Source organism: Pseudomonas sp. GW821-FHT09E04 (genome assembly GCF_059416185.1).
On the sequence record NZ_JBWKOR010000007.1, the window covers coordinates 275,751 to 293,419 of the forward strand.

Annotated in this window: 18 protein-coding genes; 8 read left to right on the forward strand and 10 right to left on the reverse strand. The window is 59.1% G+C overall.

Features of this window, described 5'->3' with window-relative positions:
• Positions 1-29: 29 nt before the first annotated feature.
• The gene (locus AC07N4_RS25260; RefSeq protein WP_102620882.1) at positions 30-1,025 is read right to left on the reverse strand and encodes a GlxA family transcriptional regulator; all 996 of its coding nucleotides are present in this window, start codon (positions 1,023-1,025) and stop codon (positions 30-32) included.
• 101 nt (positions 1,026-1,126) lie between these two features.
• On the opposite strand from AC07N4_RS25260, the gene AC07N4_RS25265 reads away from it, so the two are divergent.
• The 7 genes from AC07N4_RS25265 (at position 1,127) to AC07N4_RS25295 (ending at position 6,297) form a co-directional block, all read left to right on the forward strand.
• Positions 1,127-1,681 carry a cysteine hydrolase family protein gene (locus tag AC07N4_RS25265; protein ID WP_096820732.1) on the forward strand — a complete coding sequence of 185 codons (555 nt, stop codon included), beginning with the start codon at positions 1,127-1,129 and terminating at the stop codon, positions 1,679-1,681.
• Between the two features lie 154 nt (positions 1,682-1,835).
• The gene (locus AC07N4_RS25270) at positions 1,836-2,504 is read left to right on the forward strand and encodes a YjfI family protein (protein ID WP_493066427.1); all 669 of its coding nucleotides are present in this window, start codon (positions 1,836-1,838) and stop codon (positions 2,502-2,504) included.
• 17 nt (positions 2,505-2,521) lie between these two features.
• Entirely contained in the window at positions 2,522-3,220 is a 699-nt protein-coding gene (locus tag AC07N4_RS25275; RefSeq protein WP_273538177.1) for a PspA/IM30 family protein, read from the forward strand.
• A 123-nt stretch (positions 3,221-3,343) separates the two neighbouring features.
• Positions 3,344-3,979 (forward strand): DUF2491 family protein, encoded by a 636-nt coding sequence (locus tag AC07N4_RS25280; RefSeq protein ID WP_096820729.1) that lies wholly within the window; start codon positions 3,344-3,346, stop codon positions 3,977-3,979.
• A gap of 13 nt (positions 3,980-3,992) precedes the next feature.
• Entirely contained in the window at positions 3,993-4,418 is a 426-nt protein-coding gene (locus AC07N4_RS25285) for a DUF350 domain-containing protein (RefSeq protein ID WP_102620885.1), read from the forward strand.
• Between the two features lie 17 nt (positions 4,419-4,435).
• Entirely contained in the window at positions 4,436-5,137 is a 702-nt protein-coding gene (locus tag AC07N4_RS25290) for a DUF1190 domain-containing protein (RefSeq protein WP_192559113.1), read from the forward strand.
• Between the two features lie 2 nt (positions 5,138-5,139).
• Complete coding sequence (locus AC07N4_RS25295) at positions 5,140-6,297, forward strand: glutathionylspermidine synthase family protein (RefSeq protein ID WP_102620887.1); 1,158 nt, start codon at positions 5,140-5,142, stop codon at positions 6,295-6,297.
• 65 nt (positions 6,298-6,362) lie between these two features.
• Here the strand turns inward: AC07N4_RS25295 and AC07N4_RS25300 are convergent, their stop codons facing one another.
• The 3 genes from AC07N4_RS25300 to AC07N4_RS25310 all read right to left on the reverse strand — a co-directional run bounded on the left by AC07N4_RS25300 (position 6,363) and on the right by AC07N4_RS25310 (position 9,759).
• Positions 6,363-7,568, reverse strand: a complete 1,206-nt coding sequence (locus AC07N4_RS25300; protein ID WP_096820727.1) for an acyltransferase family protein — start codon at positions 7,566-7,568, stop codon at positions 6,363-6,365.
• A gap of 265 nt (positions 7,569-7,833) precedes the next feature.
• A complete protein-coding gene (locus AC07N4_RS25305) occupies positions 7,834-8,352 on the reverse strand; it encodes a single-stranded DNA-binding protein (RefSeq protein ID WP_007966163.1) in 519 nt (172 codons plus the stop codon).
• Between the two features lie 9 nt (positions 8,353-8,361).
• Positions 8,362-9,759 carry an MFS transporter gene (locus AC07N4_RS25310; RefSeq protein WP_096820725.1) on the reverse strand — a complete coding sequence of 466 codons (1,398 nt, stop codon included), beginning with the start codon at positions 9,757-9,759 and terminating at the stop codon, positions 8,362-8,364.
• A 191-nt stretch (positions 9,760-9,950) separates the two neighbouring features.
• On the opposite strand from AC07N4_RS25310, the gene uvrA reads away from it, so the two are divergent.
• A complete protein-coding gene (uvrA, locus tag AC07N4_RS25315) occupies positions 9,951-12,785 on the forward strand; it encodes an excinuclease ABC subunit UvrA (protein WP_096820724.1) in 2,835 nt (944 codons plus the stop codon).
• A gap of 65 nt (positions 12,786-12,850) precedes the next feature.
• Here uvrA and bfr read toward each other — a convergent pair whose 3' ends face one another.
• From bfr to rpsK, 6 genes are all read right to left on the reverse strand, one after another.
• A complete protein-coding gene (gene bfr, locus AC07N4_RS25320) occupies positions 12,851-13,318 on the reverse strand; it encodes a bacterioferritin (protein WP_085733015.1) in 468 nt (155 codons plus the stop codon).
• 149 nt (positions 13,319-13,467) lie between these two features.
• Positions 13,468-14,922, reverse strand: a complete 1,455-nt coding sequence (locus AC07N4_RS25325; RefSeq protein WP_102620889.1) for a catalase — start codon at positions 14,920-14,922, stop codon at positions 13,468-13,470.
• Between the two features lie 238 nt (positions 14,923-15,160).
• Entirely contained in the window at positions 15,161-15,547 is a 387-nt protein-coding gene (rplQ, locus tag AC07N4_RS25330; RefSeq protein ID WP_007955635.1) for a 50S ribosomal protein L17, read from the reverse strand.
• Positions 15,548-15,589: 42 nt separating this feature from the next.
• Positions 15,590-16,591 (reverse strand): DNA-directed RNA polymerase subunit alpha, encoded by a 1,002-nt coding sequence (locus AC07N4_RS25335; RefSeq protein ID WP_003186012.1) that lies wholly within the window; start codon positions 16,589-16,591, stop codon positions 15,590-15,592.
• Between the two features lie 22 nt (positions 16,592-16,613).
• Positions 16,614-17,234: a 30S ribosomal protein S4 gene (rpsD, locus tag AC07N4_RS25340; protein WP_003176404.1), complete on the reverse strand. Its 621-nt coding sequence runs from the start codon at positions 17,232-17,234 to the stop codon at positions 16,614-16,616.
• 18 nt (positions 17,235-17,252) lie between these two features.
• Positions 17,253-17,642, reverse strand: a complete 390-nt coding sequence (gene rpsK / locus AC07N4_RS25345) for a 30S ribosomal protein S11 (RefSeq protein WP_002555466.1) — start codon at positions 17,640-17,642, stop codon at positions 17,253-17,255.
• Between the last annotated feature and the right edge of the window lie 27 nt (positions 17,643-17,669).

The following is a 17,669-nucleotide window of genomic DNA, read 5'->3' on the forward strand; positions in this document are numbered from 1 at the left end:
GCCCCGGCATTTTGCACGACCGTCAGACGCTATCTCGCCAGCGCCGTCGGCGGTGTCACGCCAAACCGCGCCCGATAATCGCTCGGCGCCAGCCCGGTGATTTTCTTGAAGATGGCGCGAAATGCACCCGGATCCTGATATCCCACCGTCCACGCGATATGGTCGATGGTGCCGTTGGTGAACTCGAGCATTTCCCGTGCCTTGCCGACCCGCAGGTGCTGACAGTACTCGGTGGGTTTCAGGCCGGTCGCGGCACGGAAACGACGCAGGAATGTGCGCTCCTCCAGCCCCGAGCGCTCAGCCATCGAGGCCAGCGAAACGTCAGTCGCACCGGTGCTTTGCAGCCAGTGCTGGACCTTGAGAATCGACGCATCGCCATGGCTGAGGATCGGCGCGAAATTGCTGCCGCAGGCACTGGCGCTGTCGCTGTGTTCCATCACCAGGAACCGCGCTGTGGCGCTGGCGATGCTCGGCCCGAGCAGACGATCGACCAGTCGCAGCCCCAGCTCCGACCAGGCCATCAGCCCGGCGGTGGTGATCAGGTCGCCGTCATCGACAATCGGTGTGTCGGCCTTGAGTTTGATGTCTGGATAACGCTCGGCAAACGCCTTGGCCGAGGTCCAGTGAGTGGTGGCGCTGCGACCGTTGAGCAGGCCGCTTTCGGCCAGCAGCCACGAGCCCACGCAGACGCCGCCCAGCGTCGCGCCACGGGCATGCTGATCGCGCAGCCATTGCAGCAATCCCGGCGATGTCTGCTCTGCACTGAACCCGGCGATCGAAGGTGGGATCAGTACCGCCAGCAAGCCTGTTTCGGCTGCAGGATGACTGTCGTAAACCCTGACCGGAGCCTGTTCGTTTTCGACCTGCCAGTGACTCACCCGCAGCCTTGGCAATTGCGCGGCCTGATGCTCGACCGCGATCCGGTCGGCCACGCCGAACAGGTCAGTCAAGCCATGCACCGCCGCCAGTTGCGCACCGGGATAAATCAGCACGCCCAATTCGGCAACGGCCCTTTCAACACCCATTGTCAGTTTTCCCCTGTCTATTGTCGGTGCGGCCAATCCTCGAAGACGTAGCTGGCGCCGATACTGATTCCACACCCAACAAACACTTCGAGGACACACCCATGGCCAGGCAAGCACTCATCGTAGTCGATATCCAGAACGACTACTTCCCCCAAGGCAAGTGGCCGCTGGCTGGCGTCGACGCCGCTGCCGACAACGCCGCCCGACTGATCGCAGCGTTCCGTGAAGCGGGTGAGCCGGTGATCCATATCCGTCACGAATTCACCTCGGCGGATGCGCCGTTCTTCACCCCGGGCTCCGAGGGCGCCAAGTTGCATTCCAAGGTGCTCAACCGCGCCGACGAACCGGTGGTGCTCAAGCACTTCGTCAACTCGTTCCGCGAAACCGAACTGCAATCGATCCTTGATGAGCAAGACATCAAGGAACTGGTGGTGGTCGGCAGCATGAGCCACATGTGCATCGATGGCGTCACCCGTGCGGCGGCGGATCTGGGTTACACCGTCACGGTGATCCACGATGCCTGCGCCACCCGCGATCTGGAATTCAATGGCCTGACCGTGCCGGCGGCCTATGTACACGCAGCATTCATGTCATCGCTGGGTTTTGCCTACGCCAGCGTGGTCTCAGCAGACGAATTCCTCGCCGCCAGCCGTTAATTCTCGTGCGCGAACCTTCGCAATAGACACAGGCCCGCCATGTTGCGGGCCTTTTTTCGTGCACTGAAAAAATCTCACGCGTGAGCCATTGATGGCACTTTGAATTGGTTGTAGTGTGGCTCACGCGTGAGTTATTCATAACAGAGTCATCGCCATGAAAAGCAACTCCCCAGCAACAAAATCGGAGAGCCCGAAGGGAGTACGCTCGACAACGTCCGTGAAAAAACCATCGAGTTTCTATATGAAGCAGATGCGTGCGGGCCTGGCGGCCGCCGGTTATGTGAAACACGAAACTTGGGTGCTTCCGGAGAACCGAAGCTTGCTCAAGCAAATGGAGCAACAGCTACGCCAACCGATTCTGGCTGGCTCTTTCATGTCGGAGAATTACATGAGCGCAGGCAACAACTGGAACATCGATAGCCTCTACAACGCTTTCAAGGCACTGGACGAAGTGGCTTCGCAAGAAATCACCCTGTCCCTGATCCAGAGCTCCGAACCCAGCCTCAAGCTGGAAATGAACGAATTCGGCGGCCTGCCGATTCACATCGCCATCGCGGGTCAGCAGATCATCGTCGACACCGTGCTGGTGGACATCGATTCGATCACCGACGTGCGCACCTTCAACGATGCGGTCCTGCGCAGCCGGGAAATGTTCCCGCTGTCGTCGATCGGCATCGAGACCATGCCCAACGGCCAGACTGTCTACAACATGTTCGGCGCGCTGAGTGCAGATTCGAGCCTGACCAACGTGGTCACCGAGGTGAAAACCCTGGTCGATAACGTGCAGCGCGCCAGCGAAGCCTTCGAACATTTCTTCAAGTAATCAACAGGGAAAGTCCAATGACTCAGTCCATCTGGAACAAGTTGTTCACCGCGCTGCGCGGCGGCGCCAATGAAGTCGGCGAAGCGATCGTCGATCAACAGGCCCTGCGCATCCTCGATCAGGAAATCCGTGACGCCGACAGCGCCCTGTCCAACGCCCGTCGCGAACTGGTCACCATCATGGCCAAGCACAAGCTGTCCGCCGACCGCGTGAGCGAGTACGACGCCAAGATCAAGGATCTGGAAGCCAAGGCAGTCTCTGCCCTGAACGCCGGCCGTGAAGACCTGGCGATGGAAGTGGCCGAGGCGATTTCGACCCTGACCAACGACCTGACCACCGAGAAGGCCCAGAGCGACGAGTTCGGCACCTACGCCGAAAACATGCGCAAGGACATCAACAAGGCCGAAGCGCGGATCAAGAGCCTGCGTCAGCAAGTGGACATGGCCAAGGCCCGTGAAAGCGTGCAGAAAGCGCAAGTCAGCGCCTCCATCGCCAGCGGCGGCGCCAACGGCAAGCTGGAAACCGCAGTCGGCACCCTGAACCGCTTGCAGGAGAAGCAAAAGCAACGCGCCGCCGAGCTGAACGCTCAGGACGAACTGGCCGATGCCACGACCGGCAACGACCTGGAACGCAAACTGCGCGACGCCGGCATCACGCCGAACGAGGGCAGCGCCAACGCGATCCTCGAGCGACTGAAGCAGAAGTCAGCCCAGTAAGGGCAGCCAGAGAAAAGAAGGGCACCGGGTGCCCTTCTTTTTCGCCTGCTCGTTTGTCACGAGGCCGGTACACTAGCGGCGTTTTGCCAACGAACACCTCCACCCGCTTCAAGGAATGTACCCATGGGATGGTTAAAGAACTTGCTGGGGACCCCGGCTCCAACACCTGAAGCTGTCGGCGGCCCGCTTGGTCTGGCGCAGGGCAAGGGGATCCGGTTCGATTCGACACTCGGCCTGCTGCTCGATGGCAGCACCTCGGTACGGGTTCCCGATGCCCAGGCCATCTGGAGCGCCGGCTGGATCGACCTCGGCCAGTCGAACAAGCTGCATCGCTATTACCTGAACAACGAAGATTTCTGGCTGCAGGTCCACGTCACCGGCGACGATCAGATCGAATCGGTGACGCTGTTCAATTACGTCAGCTACGTCACGGTCAACAGTGACGCCGAGCTGCAGCGCCTGGCGGGCCCGAACAGCCTGATCGGCCTGCCGGCCTACACCCATGAGGGCGTGTCCTTCACCCGTGAATGGGGCACCGAACGCGGCCAGACCGAACTGGTCCCGCTCACCGAACAAGTGATCAATCCCGACGAGTCCTACACCATCGAACACCATTCGATGCTGTACGCCCGGGAAACCGGCCTGACCGACCGTCGTGAGCTGCTGCTGTTCTCCGTCGAACAGGACGAAGAAGGCACCGTCAGCCTGAGCACATCGCTGGGCATCTCGCTGTACACCACCGATCTGAGCACCATTTAAAAGGAAGTTCCCCATGCTGGAAGTGCTGTCCGTTTCCCTGAACAAGGCCGCGCTGGTCGGTTTCGCCGCCTACCTGATCGGCGCCGTGCTGCTGTTCATGCTGTTTCAGTTCGTCTACACCCGCATCACGCCGCACAAGGAATTCGAACTGATTCGCGGCGGCAACAACGCTGCCGCCATCGCCCTGTCGGGTGCGATCATCGGTTTCGCGATTCCGGCGAGCAACATCATCGCCCACTCGATCAACGTCCTCGATTTCGTGCTCTGGGCGGTGATCGCCGCTGCGGTGCAATTGCTGGCATTCCTGGCGACCGGCCTGGTGCTCAAAGGCACGTCCCAACGCATCGCCAATGGTGAAATCGCCGCCGGCATCTACGTCGCGGCGGTGGCGATCAGCGTTGGCATGCTCAACGCCGCGTGCATGACACCGTCCTACTGATCGGCAGGAAGCCTGAGATGAAACGAAGCAAGTACGTTCAACTGTCCCTGGCGGCCTCCGTGGCGCTGGCGATTTCCGGCGAAGTGGCCGCCCAGGAACAACGCAACTTCCAGAGCGTGGAACAGTGCGTTGATGCCGAAGTGGCCGCCGATGCCTGCTCGAACGCCTACGTCGCGGCCCTGACCGAACACCGGCGCATCGCCCCGGCCTATGACGATAAAGCGCAGTGCGACGCAGACTTCGCTGCCGGCTGGTGTCAGAAAAATTCCGACGGCCGCTTTGTGCCGAAGCTGGGTGGCTTCAAGGTGCCACAGAACGTTGAGCCGGCGCAGAACCTCGATGCGATCGCCAATGCGCAGATGCCAGCGGGTGACCCGGCACCTGCCCAGACCACACAGAGCACTTCCCATGGTTCCAGTGGCGGTGGCGGTGGCGGTGGTAACGGCTGGCTCAGCGGATGGCTGATCGGTAATGCCATGAGCAACAATCGCGCAAGCGACACGCGGACGGTCTATCGCGATCGTGACACTCGCCAGACGTACGACACTTCGACGCTGAACCGCCGGATCGAATCGGCTCCGACGACTCGAAACGATTCGGACTACACCAGCTCCCGAAGCAAATCGGTCAACGTGGCGTCTTCGACTTCCCGTGGTGGCTTCGGCAGCCAGTCCAGTGCACGCAGCGGTTGGGGCGGCTGGGGCAGTTCGAGCAGCTGATCATGAAGAAGATCCATTGCGCTGAGCGCCCCGACTGGAAACAGACCGCCGAAAGTCTCGGCTTCCTGTTTCACACCATCGACGACGAACCCTACTGGGACGAACGCGCGTACTACCAGTTCACGCTCGCGCAGATCGAAAACGATCTCGAGGATCCGACTACCGAACTGCACGAGATGTGCATGGACCTGGTCGACCGGGTGGTGCACAGCGAAGAGTTGCTCGATCGCCTGAGCATCCCCGCGTCGTACTACGACATGATCCGAACGTCCTGGCTGGAAGGTCATCCGCATCTGTACGGACGCATGGACTTCTCCTACAGCGGCAACGGCCCGGCAAAGTTGCTGGAGCTCAACTACGACACGCCCACCAGCCTGTACGAAGCAGCGGCGTTCCAGTGGGGCTGGCTGGAGCAATGCATCGAGCGCGGAATGCTGCCGCGCCATGCCGACCAGTTCAACAGCATCGACACCCGCCTGCACGAAGCCTTTGCCCAGCTGAAGCTCAAGCGCCCGTTCTACTTTGCCTCGATGAAAGGCTCGGTCGAGGACAAGGGCACCACGGACTACCTGCGACTGATCGCGGAAAAGGTCGGCATCGAATCACGGCACATCGATATCGAAGATATCGGCCTGACTCCCGAGGGACGTTTTGTCGATCTTGAAGATCGCTGGATCCCGCACCTGTTCAAGCTGCACGCCTGGGAGTTCATTTTCCATGAGCCGTTCGGCGCAGCCATCGCCGAATGCGACACGCAGTTTTTCGAACCGGCCTGGAAATCCATTCTCTCCAACAAGGGCGCCCTGCCCCTGCTCTGGGAGCTGCACAAGGGCCATCCGAACCTGCTGGCTGCGCATCTCGACCCGAATCCGGGCAGCGCGGTGCCCAAGGGCTGGGTACGCAAACCGTACTTTTCCCGGGAAGGCGCCAACATCGAGCTGCAAACCGCCGACGGTCTGGTCGTCAAAGAGGACGGCCCCTACACGGACGCGCCCTTCATCCTGCAGGCATTTGCGCCGCTGCCCAAGTTCGATGACAGCTACACGCTGATCGGCTCCTGGGTGATTGGTGATCAGGCCGCAGGAATAGGCGTGCGCGAAGACAACAGTCTGATCACCAAGGATTCAAGCCGGTTTTTACCGCATCTGATTCTTGACTGATTCGAGGCTGGCAATAAAAAACCCGTAGCGTTTGCGCGCTACGGGTTTTTCGTTTCCGGCATCGGTTACGACAATTCGGTCGTACGCACCGGCACCTCGGACGCTCGCTTTTCCTTGACCGGCTCGACGGTGCTGACCCCGACCATTCTCCGGCGTGCGATTTCCGCACCGCGACGACGCAATGGGGTTTCGACAAAACGATAGTTCAACTCGCTGCACACCAGCATGATTGCAAACGAGGTCAGCAACATCGGCACGGTGAACTCCGCACCCAACGCGACACCCCGTTCGCTGGCCACTCGGCTCCAGATCTCGGTGCTCAGGTGGTAGGCGAACATATGCACAACGTACAAGGCATACGAGCGCGACCCCAGCCATTGCCCGAGCCCACTCAAAATCGCCGGGCAGTAGATGTAGCCCTTCTGGTAGCTGGAAAGCCAGACGAGAATCAACGCATTGATTGCGATCAGCCCCACCGCGATCGGCATGGCGACCATCTGACCGGCAATGGCACCGAGCATGTAAAGCAGGAACAGCGTGAGCGCCAGCCGCTTGAACAAGCTGGCCCCCAATGCCGTGGGTTCAATGTCCTTGTACAGCGATGTGCGCGTGAACAGGCACAGCAAAATGCCCCACATCATCGCATCCAGACGGAACGAGAACAGCATGCCGGCCAATGGCCCGCCAAACGCATAGCGATTGAAGGGGAACTGCACGGCAATCAGCGCGATCAGGGTAATCACCCGCCAGCGCGTGGAGGTGATCAGCAGCAGGAACAGCGGGAAAATGAAGTAAAACTGCTCCTCCAGCGCCAGGCTCCAGTACACCGAGTTCGGCCCCAGCAGTACACCGTACTGGTTCGCCAGATTCCCCGTGAACGTCGCGACGGCGGTGAAGCTGCGCAGATTCTCGAACCACGACTGGAAGGCATTCGACTGGTTGAAAAAGATCGAAAACGCCAACGGGATCAGTACCCACAGCCACGCCGTAGGCAGCAGACGATAGGCGCGACGAATCCAGAATGAAGTGGCGGCGAGGCCGAACCGGTTTTGCTCGCGGTTCTTGTCGAAATAGTCGAGATAGGCCTTGCTGACGACAAAACCTGAAATACAGAAAAACAGATCCACCCCCGACCAAGGGGAATAGACGTTGAACAGCTTTTCCATGAACTCGGCATGGAACGGCAGTAACAGCGAGCTGTGAGCAAACACCGTCATCAGGATAGCCACGCCGCGCAGGTACTCGATTTCCTTGTTCTTGCTACTGCTCATTGTTTTCTCTTGTTCTTGTGGTGGAACTGACGCCCGACGCCGGGGAGCCCGCTCTTGCAAAATGGACGGGCTCGAAAGCGCCGGACCGATCATGGATTGGCTTGCCGCGGCCTTCAAGACTCTACGCGAAACTTTATTGCCCTGATCGCAGGGACCGATCAGTCAGTTCACGATCATCCAAAAGATGTTTACGACGCCAGAAACGACGAAGCCCCCGCAATGCGGGGGCTTCGAATGCAAACCGGAAGGGGTTCGGGCGCTTCAATCAGAACGGGATATCGTCATCGAAGCTGTCGAAATCCGGAGCCGGTTGCGGTGCGGCCTGCTGTGGAGCCGGGGCCGGACGCTGCTGAGGTGCCGACTGCTGCGGACGCGGAGCCTGTTGGCGTGGAGCCTGCTGCTGATAGTTGTTGCCACCGCCTTGTTGGTCGCCCTGTTGTGGACGGCCGCCCAGCAGTTGCATGGTGCCTTGCATGTCGACCACGATTTCGGTGGTGTAACGCTTGATACCGTCTTTTTCCCACTCACGGGTCTGCAGCTTGCCTTCGATGTACACCTGCGAACCCTTGCGCAGGTATTCGCCGGCGATTTCGGCAACCTTGCCGAACATCGATACACGGTGCCACTCGGTCTTCTCGACCTTCTGACCGGTCTGCTTGTCGGTCCACTGCTCGCTGGTCGCCAGACTCAGGTTGGTCACGGCGTTACCGTTGGGCAGGTAGCGTACTTCGGGATCCTGGCCGCAAGTACCGACCAGAATGACTTTGTTAACCCCACGGGCCATAACGTTCTCCTAGGCTTCGCACGCAGTCTGCGCCGGGTTGTTCACCAGGCGCTCAAGAGTGGTGCGATCCATTAATTCGGTGTCCAGTTTGATGTAGATCGCCGCTTCATCAGCGACTATGACTGCATCAGTTACCCCTACGAGGGCCTTGAGGCGCTCGACCAGACCCGCTTCGCGGATCGCTTCGGGCGACAACGGCAGGCGCAGGCTCGTCACGTAGGGAGGTTCGCGCATGGTAACAGCAAAGGCCAGCCAAAGTGCAGCCAGCCCGGCACATCCGAGGAACACAACCGACAGACCGCCATGCTGGAACATCCAGCCGCCGAGAATCCCGCCGAGTGCAGAACCGAGGAACTGGCTGGTGGAGTACACGCCCATGGCCGTGCCTTTGCCACCTGCCGGTGAAACCTTGCTGATCAGCGACGGCAGCGAAGCTTCCAGCAGATTGAACGCGGTGAAGAACACCACCGTCCCGATCACCAGAGCCCGCAGGCTGTCACCGAACTGCCAGAAGAATAGCTCAGTGAACATCAGCGTCATCACGGCGCCGAGCAAAACTCGTTTCATTTTGCGTTTCTTCTCGCCGTAGATGATGAACGGGATCATGGCGAAGAACGAGATCAGCAAGGCTGTGAGGTAGACCCACCAGTGCTGTTCCTTGGGCAGACCGGCCTTTTCGACCAGCGCCAGGGGCAGCGCGACGAAGCTCGACATCAACATCGCATGTAACACAAAAATGCCCAGGTCCAGCCGCAGCAGGTCCGGGTGTTTGAGCGTCGGCATCAACGCCTGACGCGCCACGCCGGACTCACGATGACTCAGCGGCCCGGTGGACTTCGGCACCATGAACATCACGATCACGATACCGACCAGCGCCATCCCGCCAGTGGCGAGGAACAGGCCGGACAGACCGAATGCGCGGGTCAGCAGCGGACCGACCACCATGGCCACGGCGAACGACAGGCCGATGGTCATGCCGATCATGGCCATCGCCTTGGTGCGGTGTTGTTCGCGAGTGAGGTCGGACAGCAACGCCATGACTGCCGCGGAAATAGCGCCGGCGCCCTGCAGGACCCGGCCGGCAATCACGCCCCAGATCGAGTCGGCCTGGGCCGCCAGCACACTGCCGAGGGCGAAGACGATCAACCCCAGGTAAATCACCGGACGACGGCCTATGCGGTCGGAAATGATCCCGAACGGAATCTGGAAAATCGCCTGGGTCAAGCCGTAAGCGCCAATCGCCAGCCCGATGAGGGCCGGGGTCGCTCCTGCCAGATCCATGCCATAGGTTGCCAGTACCGGCAGCACCATGAACATGCCAAGCATACGGAAGGCGAACACCAGGGCCAGACCGCTCGCCGCGCGGGTCTCGCTGCCACTCATGCGTTCGCTGTGGGGATCGTGCATGGAAAAACCTCGTGTGAACCGGCGGCGATTCTACCAGTCCCATCGAAAGACGGGGTATATCGCGACGCTTTGCCACGTACAGATGAAACTCTCTTCATGTAAGGCAGAAATCCCTTCATTTGATAGTGTGCATCCATCCAGTATTTGGCCGTATACTCCTGTGTTTTCGACGCCCGCCGAGCGAGGCCACTTTGGACAAGATCCTGATACGTGGGGCCCGTACCCACAACCTGAAGAACATCGACCTGACCCTGCCACGGGACAAACTGATCGTCATCACCGGCCTGTCCGGATCCGGCAAGTCGTCCCTGGCCTTCGACACGCTGTACGCCGAAGGTCAGCGCCGCTATGTCGAATCCCTGTCGGCCTATGCCCGGCAGTTCCTGTCGATGATGGAAAAACCCGATGTCGACACCATCGAAGGTCTGTCGCCGGCGATCTCCATCGAACAGAAGTCGACCTCGCACAACCCGCGCTCCACGGTCGGCACCATCACCGAAATCTACGACTACCTGCGTCTGCTCTATGCACGCGTCGGTACGCCGCGCTGCCCGGATCACGACATCCCGCTGGAAGCCCAGACCGTCAGCCAGATGGTCGACCTGGTGCTGGCTCAGCCGGAAGGCAGCAAACTGATGCTGCTGGCCCCGGTGATCCGTGAGCGCAAGGGCGAGCACCTTTCGGTATTCGAAGAACTGCGTGCCCAGGGTTTCGTCCGGGCCCGGGTCAACGGTCGGCTCTGCGAGCTGGACGAGCTGCCAAAACTGGATAAGCAGAAGAAGCACACGATCGAAGTCGTGGTTGACCGCTTCAAGGTGCGCGCCGACCTGCAACAGCGTCTGGCCGAGTCCTTTGAGACCGCGCTGAAGCTGGCGGACGGCATCGCCCTGGTAGCGCCGATGGACGACGAGCCGGGCGAAGAGATGATTTTCTCCGCGCGCTTCGCCTGCCCGATCTGCGGCCATGCGATCAGCGAGCTGGAACCCAAGCTGTTTTCCTTCAACAACCCGGCCGGCGCCTGCCCGACCTGCGATGGTCTGGGCGTGAAGCAGTTCTTCGACATCAAGCGTCTGGTCAACGGTGAGCTGACCCTGGCTGAAGGCGCGATTCGCGGCTGGGACCGGCGCAACGTCTATTACTTCCAGATGCTCGGCTCGCTGGCTGCGCATTACGGCTTCAGCCTGGAGCAACCGTTCAACGAACTGCCGGCCGATCAGCAGAAGTTCATCCTGCACGGCAGTGGCTCGCAGAACGTCGATTTCAAATACCTCAACGACCGGGGCGACATCGTCAAACGCTCGCACCCGTTCGAAGGCATCGTGCCGAACCTGGAGCGTCGTTACCGCGAAACCGAATCGGCCAGCGTGCGTGAAGAACTGGCGAAGTTCCTCAGCACCCAGTCCTGCCCGGACTGCCGTGGTACCCGCCTGCGCCGCGAAGCGCGGCATGTGTGGGTGGGCGAGAAAACCTTGCCGGCGGTGACCAACCTGCCGATCGGCGATGCCTGCGACTACTTCGGCGAGCTGAAGATGACTGGCCGGCGCGGTGAGATCGCCGACAAGATCCTCAAGGAGATCCGCGAGCGTCTGCAGTTCCTGGTCAACGTGGGGCTGGATTACCTGTCGCTGGATCGCAGTGCCGACACATTGTCCGGCGGCGAAGCCCAGCGGATCCGTCTGGCCAGCCAGATCGGCGCCGGCCTGGTCGGTGTCCTGTACATTCTCGACGAACCATCCATCGGCCTGCACCAGCGCGACAACGATCGCCTGCTCGGCACCCTCAAGCACCTGCGCGACATCGGCAACACCGTGATCGTGGTCGAGCACGACGAAGACGCGATCCGGCTGGCCGACTATGTGGTCGATATCGGCCCGGGCGCCGGCGTTCATGGCGGGCAGATCGTCGCCGAAGGCACGCCGGCCGAAGTCATGGCACACCCGGACTCGCTGACCGGTAAATACCTGTCGGGCCGGGTCAAGATCGAAGTGCCGGCCAAGCGCACGCCGCGCAACAAGAAACAGGTGCTGTCGCTCAAGGGCGCGCGCGGCAACAACCTGCGCAACGTGGACCTGGAGATCCCGATCGGCCTGCTGACGTGCGTGACTGGCGTCTCCGGATCGGGCAAGTCGACGCTGATCAACAACACACTGTTCCCGCTGAGCGCCACGGCACTCAATGGCGCAACCACCTTGGAAGCGGCAGCCCACGACAGCATCAAGGGCCTGGAGCATCTGGACAAGGTCGTGGATATCGACCAAAGCCCTATCGGTCGTACACCGCGCTCCAACCCGGCGACCTATACCGGGCTGTTCACGCCGATTCGCGAACTGTTCGCCGGCGTGCCCGAGTCCCGCTCCCGTGGTTATGGCCCGGGGCGCTTCTCATTCAACGTCAAGGGCGGTCGCTGCGAGGCTTGCCAGGGCGATGGCCTGATCAAGGTGGAAATGCACTTTCTGCCGGACATCTACGTACCGTGCGACGTGTGCAAGAGCAAACGCTACAACCGCGAAACCCTCGAGATCAAATACAAGGGCAAGAGCATCCACGAAACCCTCGAGATGACCATCGAAGAAGCGCGGGAGTTCTTCGACGCGGTGCCGGCGCTGGCGCGCAAGCTGCAAACACTGATGGATGTGGGTCTGTCGTACATCAAGCTCGGTCAGTCGGCGACCACGCTGTCCGGCGGTGAGGCGCAGCGGGTCAAGCTGTCTCGCGAACTGTCGAAGCGCGACACTGGCAAGACCTTGTACATCCTCGATGAGCCGACCACAGGCCTGCACTTCGCGGACATCCAGCAACTGCTCGACGTGCTGCATCGCCTGCGTGACCACGGCAACACTGTCGTGGTGATCGAGCATAACCTCGACGTGATCAAGACGGCCGACTGGCTGGTGGATCTCGGCCCCGAAGGGGGTTCGAAAGGTGGACAGATCATCGCCACCGGCACACCGGAGGAAGTGGCCGAGATGAAGCAATCTCACACTGGCCATTACCTCAAGCCGCTGCTGATCCGCGATCGAGCCTGATTGCCAGGCATGAAAAAGCCCCTGTCACTTCACCAGTGACAGGGGCTTTTTTGTATCTGACGCAATCAGGATGTGTGAGATTGCAGGTAGTTCTGAATGCCGATCAGCTTGATCAGGCCCAACTGCTTTTCTAGCCAGTAGGTGTGATCTTCTTCAGTGTCATGCAGCTGAAGCTTGAGGATATCGCGGCTTACGTAGTCGCCATTCTTTTCGCACAGCTCAATGCCTTTGCACAGCGCGGCACGCACCTTGTACTCAAGGCGCAGATCCGCTTCGAGCATGGTCTCCACCGTGGTGCCGACGTCCAGATCATCAGGACGCATGCGCGGTGTACCTTCCAGCATCAGAATGCGGCGCATCAAAGCGTCAGCATGACCGGCTTCTTCTTCCATCTCGTGGTTGATTCGTTCGTAGAGCTTGGTGAATCCCCAGTCCTCATACATCCGCGAGTGAACGAAATATTGGTCACGCGCGGCCAGTTCGCCGGTCAGCAACGTGTTGAGGTAATCGATAACGTCTGGGTGGCCTTGCATCGCCCTACATCTCCCTTCTTGAAAGTCTGTAGTTTGAACCAACCTGACTGCGAGGTCACTCACTTCGCGCAATAAAAGCGAAGATATTCTGAGAAAAGCAGGTTAAATAACGCAAAAACCGCCCTAATGAGGGCGGTTCTGCTTCTCGTTTAGACTTCGTTAAGCTGTACGTTGAGCAGCTTTGCGATTGCTTCTCCATACGCCGGGTCGGCCTTGTAGAAATGCTGCAACTGGCGGTCGACGACATCACTCGAAACACCCGCCATCGCACCGGCAATGTTGCTGACCAGCAGCGCTTTCTGTTCGTCGCTCATCAAACGGAACAGCGCACCGGCATGGCTGTAGTAGTCGGTGTCTTCGCGGTGATCGTAGCGATCAGCCGCGCCACTCAAGGCCAGCGCAGGCTCAGCGTAATGCGGCGCCTGCTTTGGCGACTCTACGTAACTGTTCGGCTCGTAGTTAGGCGTCGCACCACCGTTGCTGCCAAAAGCCATCGAACCATCACGCTGGTAGGTATTCACTGGACTGCGTGGGGCGTTCACTGGCAGTTGCTGGTGATTGGTGCCTACGCGATAGCGATGCGCATCGGCGTAGGCAAACACGCGACCTTGCAGCATGCGATCCGGCGAAAGACCAACACCCGGGACCATATTGCTCGGGCCGAATGCAGCTTGCTCGACTTCGGCGAAGTAGTTCAGCGGGTTGCGATTCAACTCCAGCTCACCGACTTCGATCAAAGGGAACTCCTTCTGCGACCAGGTCTTGGTCACGTCGAACGGGTTCTCGTAATGTGCTGCGGCCTGGGCTTCGGTCATGATCTGGATGCACACGCTCCATTTCGGGAAGTCGCCGCGCTCAATGGCCTCGAACAGATCACGTTGCGCGTAATCAGGATCGGTACCCGCCAGGCGTGCCGCATCTGCCGGCGCAAGGTTCTTGATCCCTTGCTTGGTTTTGTAGTGCCACTTCACCCAATGACGTTCGCCTTGCGCACTGATCAAGCTATAGGTGTGACTGCCGAAGCCGTGCATGTGGCGGTAGCCGTCAGGAATACCTCGGTCAGAAAACAGAATGGTGACCTGGTGCAGTGCCTCAGGCGAGTGCGACCAGAAATCCCACATCATCTGCGCACTTTTCAGATTGCTCTGCGGCAGGCGTTTCTGGGTGTGGATAAAGTCGGGGAATTTCAGCGGATCACGAATGAAGAACACTGGCGTATTGTTGCCGACGATGTCCCAGTTGCCTTCTTCGGTGTAGAACTTCAGGGCAAAGCCACGAGGATCGCGCTCGGTGTCAGCCGAGCCACGCTCACCACCCACCGTGGAAAAACGCAGAAAGGTTGGTGTCTGCTTGCCTACCGCAGAGAACAGCTTGGCGCTGGTGTACTGCGTGATATCGCGAGTGACGGTGAAAGTACCGTAGGCGCCCGAGCCCTTGGCGTGCACGCGGCGCTCAGGAATATTTTCACGGTTGAAATGGGCAAGCTTCTCGATCAAGTGAAAGTCATCGAGCAGCAACGGACCACGCGGCCCGGCAGAGCGGGAGTTCTGGTTATCGGCGACTGGCGCGCCGCTGGCAGTCGTAAGCGTCTTGTTCTGGCTCATGCGATCTTCTTCCTCTGTCAGTCTTGAACTGCCGGCTAATCGGCTTGTTGGGGAGTATCGATCATCAACATGACAGCCACAAATTCATTAACTCATGGTCATCAATAGAAAAAAGCTAACGATAAATCCCCACACATAGTGCAGACACAAACAGGGTAGAAGCTTGTACGAACCGCGCATTTCTTGCGGGCACAAAAAACCGGGCACTAGGCCCGGTTTTTTGTTTCAGACTGACGTCTTACTCAGCGGATACAGCTTCACCGCCGACAGCACGATCAACCAGTTCGACGTACGCCATAGGCGCGTTGTCGCCAGCGCGGAAACCGCACTTGAGGATGCGCAGGTAGCCACCCTCACGGGTAGCGTAACGCTTGCCCAGGTCGTTGAAGAGCTTACCAACGATAGCTTTCGAACGAGTACGGTCGAAAGCCAGACGACGGTTAGCAACGCTGTCTGTCTTGGCCAGAGTGATCAGCGGCTCGGCAACGCGGCGCAGTTCTTTGGCTTTTGGCAGAGTAGTTTTGATCAGCTCGTGCTCGAACAGCGACACTGCCATGTTTTGGAACATGGCCTTGCGGTGCGAGCTGGTGCGGCTCAGGTGGCGACCACTTTTACGATGACGCATGGTTCATTCCTTACCAAACACTACGTTCGGTGATTACGACGATCAGGCAGTCGCCTTGTCGTCCTTCTTAAGACTTGCAGGCGGCCAGTTGTCGAGGCGCATGCCGAGGGACAGACCGCGGGAGGCCAGAACGTCCTTGATTTCAGTCAAGGATTTCTTGCCCAGGTTCGGAGTCTTCAACAGCTCTACTTCGGTGCGCTGGATCAGGTCACCGATGTAATAGATGTTTTCCGCCTTAAGGCAGTTAGCCGAACGTACAGTCAGTTCCAGATCGTCAACCGGGCGAAGCAGGATCGGATCGATCTCGTCTTCCTGCTCGACAACCACTGGCTCACTGTCACCTTTGAGGTCGACGAACGCAGCCAACTGCTGTTGCAGGATGGTTGCAGCACGACGGATAGCCTCTTCAGGATCCAGAGTACCGTTGGTTTCCAGATCAATAACCAGCTTGTCCAGGTTGGTACGCTGTTCGACACGGGCGTTTTCCACCACGTATGCGATACGGCGAACCGGGCTGAACGAAGAGTCAAGCTGCAAGCGACCGATGCTGCGGCTTTCGTCTTCATCGCTCTGACGCGAGTCTGCTGGTTCATAACCACGACCACGAGCTACGGTGAGCTTCATGTTCAGGGCGCCGTTAGACGCCAGGTTAGCGATTACGTGATCGGGATTAACGATCTCGACATCATGATCCAGCTGAATATCGGCAGCGGTAACCACCCCCGAACCCTTCTTCGACAAGGTCAGCGTAACTTCGTCACGGCCGTGCAGCTTGATAGCCAGACCTTTAAGGTTCAACAGGATTTCAATTACGTCTTCCTGTACACCTTCGATGGCGCTGTACTCGTGGAGCACACCGTCAATCTCGGCCTCGACTACTGCGCAGCCGGGCATTGAGGACAACAGGATGCGGCGCAGCGCGTTGCCCAGGGTGTGGCCGAAACCACGCTCGAGAGGCTCGAGAGTGATCTTGGCGCGGGTTGGACTGACAACCTGCACATCAATATGGCGGGGTGTCAGGAACTCATTTACCGAAATCTGCATGGATGCACCTATTTTCTAGCCCTTACTTGGAGTAGAGCTCGACAATCAGGCTTTCGTTGATGTCGGCGGACAGATCACTGCGAGCAGGAACGTTCTTGAAAACGCCCGACTTCTTCTCAGTGTCTACTTCTACCCACTCTACGCGGCCACGTTGAGCACACAGATCGAGAGCTTGGACAATGCGAAGTTGATTTTTTGCTTTCTCGCGAACAGCGACCACGTCACCAGCACGAACCTGGTACGAAGGAACGTTTACGGTCTGACCGTTAACGCTGATCGACTTGTGCGATACCAGCTGACGGGATTCGGCACGAGTCGAACCAAAGCCCATACGGTATACGACGTTGTCCAGACGGCATTCGAGCAGTTGCAGCAGGTTTTCACCGGTTGCACCTTTCTTGCCAGCAGCTTCTTTGTAGTAGCCGCTGAATTGACGCTCGAGAACGCCGTAGATACGACGGACCTTCTGCTTTTCACGCAGTTGGGTGCCGTAGTCGGACTGGCGACCGCGGCGTTGGCCGTGGATACCAGGTGCTGCTTCAATGTTGCACTTCGATTCGATCGCGCGCACGCCGCTCTTCAGGAAGAGATCGGTGCCTTCGCGACGAGCGAGTTTGCATTTTGGACCAATGTAACGAGCCATTCTTTACAATCTCCTGGATTACACGCGGCGCTTCTTCGGCGGACGGCACCCGTTGTGCGGGATTGGCGTCACGTCGGTGATGCTGGCGATCTTGTAGCCACAGCCGTTCAAAGCGCGGACTGCGGATTCACGACCTGGACCTGGACCCTTGACGTTCACGTCGAGGTTTTTCAGGCCGTATTCCAGCGCAGCTTGACCAGCACGCTCAGCAGCTACTTGAGCAGCGAACGGGGTGGACTTGCGGGAACCGCGGAAACCCGAACCACCGGAGGTAGCCCAGGAAAGAGCGTTACCTTGACGGTCGGTAATGGTCACGATGGTGTTGTTAAAAGAAGCATGGATGTGGGCGATGCCATCAACCACTGTCTTTTTAACTTTTTTACGAGGACGAGCAGCAGGTTTTGCCATGATTAAATTCCTGTCGATTCGCTGGGG